The following is a 6,857-nucleotide window of genomic DNA, read 5'->3' on the forward strand; positions in this document are numbered from 1 at the left end:
CAGTTATAATATCACCGACAGGCTAAGGGCAACCGCAACCATTAACATTACTGAATCAGGTTCAGACAATCGGCCTATTATTGATGGAGGTAGAACTTCTCCGGTAAGAAGCCTATATGAGACAGGAGCGCAAGTAAATATTCTTGATCTCCAACAGTATTGGGTACCGGGGTCTGAAGGTATTCTTCAAAGAAAATATAAACAAAAGCAAAACAACCCCTATTTCGTCGTCAATGAAAACCCTACAGGTTTTGATAGAAACAGGACCGTCAGTAAGCTACAGCTTGATTATGATGTCACCAGTAATCTAAGCATGATGCTACGTTATGCCAGGGATTCTTATGATGAACAGCAGGAGGCAATTATTGCTTACAATAATTATGATCAAATCAATGGAGGGTATCATTTAAGAAACAATATCAACAAGGAGAACAACTTGGACTTTATGCTGAATTATCAAAAGATTTTCAATGAAGATTGGAACATTACAGCATTGGCCGGAGTGAATAGGATGGAGCAAAAGTATGGCTTTATGGATAATAATGCAGGTCAATTGGTCATTCCTATGCTGTATACCATTGCTAATGGTGCACCCGGTACAGTTTCTTATGATAGCCAGCAATTCTGGAAAGTTATTTATGGCGTTTATGGGTCTGTATCTACAGGGTTCCAAGATAAATTGTATTTGGATATTACTGCCAGAAATGATTGGTCAAGTACATTACCAATAGAAAACCGATCTTATTTTTATCCCTCAGCATCCTTGAGTGCCATTGTTTCCGAAATGGTAGATATGCCTTCTTTTGTAGATTTATTTAAATTTCGGGCAGGGATAGCTCAGGTAGGTAATGATGTTGCTCCCTATAGTTTGATCCCTACTTTCAATACGGCCTTAGACTGGGGTACTGCAAAAAGTATGTACATGGGAGGTTTACTGAGAAATACTTCCTTAAAACCTGAAATATCTACTTCTTCAGAGGCAGGATTTGATATTTCTCTATTTAACAATAGGGTAGGCATAGATGCAACTTATTATGTCCGTGGAAATAAGAACCAAGTATTGCCAATAGATCTTCCTATAGAATCGGGGGCTAGCAGTAAGCTCATTAATGCCGGTTTGGTGGAAAGCCGTGGCTTTGAATTGGGGCTTAGCACTTCACCTATTATTTCCGGGGATTTTAGATGGGACTTGAATGTTAATTTTACCAGAAACAGGACAAGTATCAAGGAACTTGCAGATGGGATTACTTATTACAATTTCACCTCTTACAGTGGAGCGGAGTTGAGAACTTACGTGGGGGGAGACATAGGCGACATATACATGCGTCCGGTACTTACCGTGAAAGATACAGAATCACCTTATTTCGGGTACCCTGTACTCACCGGTAGTGGCTTGTACCAAGCAGATCAGGATGTAAATAATTTAGTAAAGATTGGGAATTTCAACCATGACCTGATGGTATCCTTTCAGCCAACCTTTAGCTATAAAAACTTTAGTGTGTATGCGAATATAGATTGGAGACAAGGGGGCGAGTTTTACTCCAATACAATGATGTTTTTGGGTAATAATGGAATGTTGGAAGAAACCCTTTCAGGCATGTCTTATGACCCGAATAGACCCATTGAAGATCAGATCAAAGAAAACCCTGAGGCCTATTTTGGTAATTGGATAGGGGGAAGAAATGCCGCATATGGAGGTTTGCCTTGGACAGGAGAAGAGGCCGACTATAGAGAGCAAGATGCCAGTTTCAACGTAGGTGTGCGAGAAAGTAGAGATGCTGAAGGCAATATCGTTTACATAGAAAACCTTGGTGGGGCTACTACCCAATGGCTAAACCCTTTTCAAGCCTACCGATATGCCAACCGCCCCTTCCCTGACAGAAATTTATACAGTGCTACTTATGTCAAGCTTAGGGAAATTGCTTTTACCTATCGCTTACCCACCAATTTACTAAATAAAATAAGCTTGAGAAATGCTTCAATTTCTGTGGTTGGAAACAATCTATTTGTATGGACAGAAGCCGGAAACGGTATAGATCCGGAAAGGGCTTTTAGGCAAACCGGAAACCGATGGATTCAGGGAGTAGAATATTACAATGTAATGCCATGGACAGGTTCTTTAGGCTTGAAAGTAAATGCAGAATTTTAACTGAATGATAGTCATGAAAAATCTATTAAAAAACATATTTACTATTGGATTGATCGCTTCACTTTGGGCTTGCGAAGACCTGACAGAGGTCAACATAAACCCCAACAGCCCTGAGCAGGTTTCCTCCAATTATATTCTTACTTATGTATTGTCAAACACAGCAAAGACCTACCATAATTTGGGGTATGAAAATTCTAAAATAGCAGGAGCCATGCAGTATGTGCAACGTGGAACCAATGAAGGGGCTGTGGTTGTCAATTTTTATGGTTGGAGTCATGAGTCTTGGAATAGCTATTTTGACATCCTTAGAAATAATCAGGTTATATATGAAAACGCCATAGAAGAGGATAATCAATTCTTTAAAGGAATAGCATTGATTATGCGATCCTTTCATTTTGGTTTGATGAGTGATCTATATGGAGATATTCCTTATTCGAGTGCACTGCAAGCGAAAAATGACGTGTTCTTTCCGGAATATGATCGTCAGGTAGATGTTTATAAAGGAATTATGATGGATTTGAAAGAGGCTGAAACATTGCTTCAAAACCTAGATCCGGCAAAAGATTTGGTAAATGCTTCTTCAGATATACTGTATGGTGGAGATGCCCAGAAGTGGAGAAAGTTTGCCAATGCTTTGAGAATGCGTTACAGTATGCGTTTGATTGAGAAAAAGTCAGAAATGACTGCTTTAGGAGTGGATTTGGAAAAAGAATTCAATGAAGCCTCACAGTTTACCTTTACCGACAATACGGATGATGCGCAAGTAGATTTTCTTGGAACTGATGAAAACAATGCAGCACCGGGTGGTCCGTTGAATAGTCCAAACCCTAATTTGTTGCTAAAACCGGCACAAACTATTGTAGATAAACTAATAGATTTAAATGATCCCAGATTACATCGGTGGATGATGCCGGTTCAATACAAGTGGGACAATGGGGTGTTGGAAGAAAAAGACTCTGTCATTACCAATGTGCTTGGCGAATCTTATACAGTTCGATTTAAACCGGCACCAGAAGGGCTGAATGTGAATACCAATTTATATGTGGGATTGCCTGTAGGTTTGCCTATTGTGGAGGCCATGGCATTCAATAAAGGTAACGATGAGGAAGGGTATCACCCTGAAAGAAGCCCCTATATTTCCTACTTACATGAGCGTTATCGCAAAGATCAAGATGAATATGTAGGGATGAATTTAATTACTTACAGTGAAGTAAAATTTTTAATGGCTGAGGCGGCCCAGATGGGAGGGTTTGGTGTAAGTGATCCCGAAATGCATTACAAAGAAGGAATTAAAGCGTCGATGGAAAAATATGGCATTTTATCAAATGTCGGAAGCTATAGCTTTGATACCTATTATGAACAAGCTTCAGTATCATTTGCTTCCAGCAGTAATAAAGAGCAAAGGATTATGGAACAAAAATGGTTAGCCAACTGGCAAAATCCTCAGGCTTGGTTTGACTGGAGGCGTACCGGCTACCCTGTACTTGAAGCCGGCCCTGTCACTCAATTTGGAGCTGCCATTCCGGTTCGGTACATGTACCCTTCACCGAATTTAGACCCAAACTACCTAGAAAATTATGAAGAAGCCTTATCTTCTCTGGAGGACACTGAATATATACCGGCCGGACAAAGTAAAGATCATCCTTATGCTAAAATGTGGCTACTACAAAATTCCGGAAAACCTTGGTAAATGCTGAAAGGCTTATAACCTGAAAATTTATTGATTTGGAAAATTAATCCAGAATGCTACAAACCAATAAAGGAAACAATGCCACTGACTATGAGATCTATAACAAAGAAAAGCCACTTGAACCTTCAAGTGGCTTTTACTTATTAAGCATTAATCAATAATTGAGGAATAAAAATTTTAAGTAAACTACATCACTGCTAGTTCCAGCCGCCGCCCAATGCTTTGTATACATTGACTTTGCAGTTCATCTGGCTTAGTTTTATTTCTATTAGTTCCATTCTGGATTCCAACGCCTCTCTTTGGGTTAGCAATACTTCCATATAATCTGCTCTCGCAGAACGGAACAAGCTATTGGAAATGTTGATAGATTGATTGAGTAAATCCACTTCTTTGGCTTTGGTTTCATAGCTTGCACTAGAATTAACGATCTGAGATAACTGATTCGCTACTTCTATATAGGCTTGCAAAATGGTTTGTTCATAGCTATAAACAGCTTGTAATTGTTTGGCATTGGCACTGTTATAGGTTGCCTTTATCGCATTTCTATTGACCAAAGGAGCCATTAAATCCCCGCCCAGATTGTATAGAATTGAATGTGGGTTGAGGAGGTATTTAGGGTTAAATGATCCAAAACCCACCCCCGCTTCAATGCTGAATGAAGGATAGAAATTGGCCCTTGCAATACTAACGTCCAATTTGGCAGCCTCTAAAGCTAATTCTGCTTGTTTAATATCCGGCCTGTTGGTCAGCAATTGAGAAGGTATTCCTGAATGAATATCGTCTATGGCAATGTCATTGAATTCAGATGAACTTCTGATGATAGGTTGAGGGAATCGACCTACCAAGAAATTCAACCAATTTTCTGTTTCAACAATCTGCTGTTTAATATCATATTGCAGATTTTCAGTATTGAGCAACTGGGCAGCAAATCTATTAACTGCAAGCTGCGTTTCCTGAGCAGCCTGTTTCTGTTGTTCAATGATTCGAAGAGCATTTTTTTGAATGGATATATTCTTTTGTATTATTTCCAGCTGATTGTCTAAAGCCATTAATTCATAATAGGCATTAGAAATTTCAGCAATTAGATTGGTGACCATAAAGTTTCTACCCTCAACACTGGACAAATACCTGGCAACCGCCGCTTTTTTTCCATTGCGAAGCTTCTTCCAAACATCCACTTCCCAAGAAGCAAAAGCCCCCACCATAAAATCAGGCAATGGTTCAGGAATGGCCTGACTTTCCCTAATATTCAGACTTTCATCCACGGCCCCATGACGGGTATATTTGCCATCCTTTTCCAGTCCTGCACCTAGCCCAAGGTTTACAAAAGGAAGGTATTCCCCTTTTCTTGCCAGTATTTCATTGTTTTCTACCGCTATCTCTTGAAGCAGGATGTTCAGCTCCTGATTATTGGCTAGGGCAGTATCTATCAAAGAGATCAAATTTGGGTCAGTAAAGAACGCTCTCCAATTGGTTAAGGCACTGTTAGTAGTGTCTGTTGAAGTATTGAAACTGTCCGGAACCGACTTGTTTTCATTGATCGTTCTGACCTGTGGTGTCTTACATCCCCATAATAGGAGCATGCAAAACAACAGGCTGGTCGTATTGTTTATGAATTTATTGGCCATCTTTCAGTTCTTTTTTCGACAATAATTTCTTAAGTTTTTTTATCAGGCTTGCATTGGATTGGTTATTCACATAATCCTCACTAAGAGGTGTTTCGTCCTCATCTCTTATTAGTGTTCTGCCATCAGCCAAGCTGCCAAAAATATAATAGAGCCCGGGGACGATGACTACACCAAATAAGGTTCCGAATAACATGCCTCCCATGGCGGAAGAACCAATGGTTCTATTGCCTATGGCTCCGGCTCCTGTAGCAATGACTAAGGGAATCAATCCGGCAATAAAAGCAAAAGATGTCATCAAGATGGGGCGGAATCTCACCTTTGCACCGATGATTGCAGCTTCTAAAATAGTGGAGCCTTGCTGGTGTTTTTGAATAGCAAATTCAACTATTAACACTGCATTTTTACCTAAAAGCCCCACCAGCATGATTAGACCAATCTGTGCATAAATGTCATTGGCCAGTCCCATGAATTTCAACATGAGGAAAGAGCCAAAAACTCCGATCGGCAAGGAGAGAATAACAGCCAAAGGAATGATGAAACTTTCATATTGCGCTGCCAAAACCAAATAAACGAAGATCAATACAACGATAAATATATACATGGCTTCGTTACCTCTTCTTGATTCATCATAGGAAAGCCCTTCCCATGCAATGTCGTAACCATTGGGGAGGGTTGCCGCTGCCACTTCCTGAATGGCTTCGATCGCATCCCCACTAGTATAACCGGCTGCAGGAACTCCTTTTATTGAAGAGGAAGTATAAAGATTAAATCTTGTAATTTCATTGGGACCTTGCTTTTTCTCCATTTTCATAAAAGCTGAGTAAGGAACCATTTCTCCCTCTTCATTCTTGATGAATAAATTCATAATATCCGAAGGGAGCTTTCTGTATTCCGGAGCTGATTGCGTATAAACCTTAAAGAAATTTCCAAATCTAATAAAACCTTGCTCATAAGTACTACCAATAAGTATGTCAAGATTTTCCATGGCTTTACCAATAGAAACCCCTTTTTGCATGGCCAATTTATTGTCAATGGTTAACTCAAATTGAGGGTAATTGGCTGCAAAGAAGGTAAACAGCCCACTAAGTTCTGGCCTTTTATTTAGGGCCTCCATAAAATCACGGTTTACTTGATCAAATTCTTGGTAATCGACGGTACTGTTTTTATCGATCATCCTTAATGAGAACCCATCAGATGCTCCATATCCCGGTACTGCCGGTGGTTCAAAATATTCAATCACCGCACCTAAATCTTTGGTCTCTTCTTCCAGCTCTTCAATAATTTCCTTGACGGAATGATGTCTTTCAGACCAGTTTTTTAAGTTGATAAGACAAGTGCCGGCATTGGATCCCCTTCCTTCTGTAAGAATTTCATAACCCGCCAAAGAGGA

At 39.9% G+C, this 6,857-nt stretch carries 3 protein-coding genes and 1 pseudogene; 2 read left to right on the plus strand and 2 right to left on the minus strand.

From position 1 onward, the window contains the following. Together AAC037_RS16725 and AAC037_RS16730 are read left to right on the plus strand one after the other, a co-directional pair. A pseudogene (locus tag AAC037_RS16725) lies at window positions 1-2,149 on the plus strand (SusC/RagA family TonB-linked outer membrane protein); the annotation flags it as partial. A gap of 13 nt (window positions 2,150-2,162) precedes the next feature. Beyond that, on the plus strand, window positions 2,163-3,839 hold the full coding sequence (locus AAC037_RS16730; RefSeq protein ID WP_339904151.1) for a SusD/RagB family nutrient-binding outer membrane lipoprotein: 1,677 nt from the start codon (window positions 2,163-2,165) through the stop codon (window positions 3,837-3,839). A gap of 197 nt (window positions 3,840-4,036) precedes the next feature. On the opposite strand, the gene AAC037_RS16735 is transcribed toward AAC037_RS16730, so the two are convergent. Continuing rightward, window positions 4,037-5,422, minus strand: coding sequence for a TolC family protein (locus tag AAC037_RS16735; RefSeq protein WP_339904155.1), 1,386 nt, complete (start codon window positions 5,420-5,422; stop codon window positions 4,037-4,039). Window positions 5,423-5,456: 34 nt separating this feature from the next. Next, window positions 5,457-6,857 (minus strand): efflux RND transporter permease subunit (locus AAC037_RS16740; RefSeq protein WP_339904153.1); only part of this gene is annotated, 1,401 nt, incomplete at its 5' end.

This window comes from uncultured Cyclobacterium sp., from assembly GCF_963976465.1.
In the GTDB taxonomy this organism is placed as follows: domain Bacteria; phylum Bacteroidota; class Bacteroidia; order Cytophagales; family Cyclobacteriaceae; genus Cyclobacterium.